Origin of the sequence: Gluconobacter sp. P5H9_a (assembly GCF_018812085.1) — a bacterium.
GTDB lineage: Bacteria > Pseudomonadota > Alphaproteobacteria > Acetobacterales > Acetobacteraceae > Gluconobacter.
Window position 1 is genome coordinate 1 of the sequence record NZ_JACRVW010000044.1, and the last position, 819, is coordinate 819.

The following is an 819-nucleotide window of genomic DNA, read 5'->3' on the forward strand; positions in this document are numbered from 1 at the left end:
GTTCTCTGCCCGTCTGACTGCTGTTTCGTCTCACCACCACTGGCACGCATCGACCCGGCCGGAACATGGGCATGGTCACAGACCCACCTGTTCCGGCTTCTCCGACCGGCTGACCCACTCCAAGAGGCCGCGCGATGGTCGGCAACGCTCACCCGTCCTCGTGCAGCTACGTCCAACCACATAGAGCATTCAGCAGATTGGAATGAAGCAGAAGCCTACGCCCAGTCAGGACTTGCGGCCTTCTAGGTGAGGCTCTGCCGGTCTCGCTGCCGCCTCACTTCCTACCCCTTGAGCAAATCCCCTCTTGCCCGGTTTTTCCGTCCTTCCAAGGCCGGAGCGAGCGCAGCGCGGGAGCGGCGTCGCCCGCCCGTCAGGGCGTCCGGACATGCGTTTGCACTCAGGTCAGACTGGCTTGCACTTAGGTCAGAATGCGGTCTTGCACTTAGGTGCCGTCAGGTGGCTTTCGCTTCCTTCAGACACCATGCGACCATCTCCGCATGGGTCATCTGGGGGGGCTGAAAGACTCTTTCAGGTCTTAAAAAAGAACTAGAAGGACGTTCCTGTGCAGGTCTGGCACTTAGGTGAGCACGCACTGTCCGCATGAAGTTCCGGGCCGCCTGCGCCACCTGCTGGAGTGCCGACAGAACGATCTCAGATGCGTTCGATGTCCGCACCCGCTTCCCAAGCTGGCGATCATACTGATAGCGGGGCGTGTGCTTCACGATGCCGAGCGCATAGGCCCGATTCAGAGCATTGATAACCGTCCGGCGGCGGGCGCCTGACTTCTCGGCCATTGCTTCGTGACTAGGGAACATAGCC

The 819-nt window shown here is 60.7% G+C and carries 2 protein-coding genes; one reads left to right on the top strand and one right to left on the bottom strand.

Going from position 1 to position 819, the window contains the following annotated elements; genetic code table 11:
- The coding region (locus tag KP708_RS15370) for a hypothetical protein (RefSeq protein ID WP_215757233.1) at positions 1 to 246 on the top strand (246 nt) is incomplete at its 5' end.
- Between the two features lie 206 nt (positions 247 to 452).
- Here KP708_RS15370 and KP708_RS15375 read toward each other — a convergent pair.
- On the bottom strand, positions 453 to 819 hold a 367-nt coding region (locus KP708_RS15375; protein WP_252348108.1), incomplete at its 5' end, for a hypothetical protein.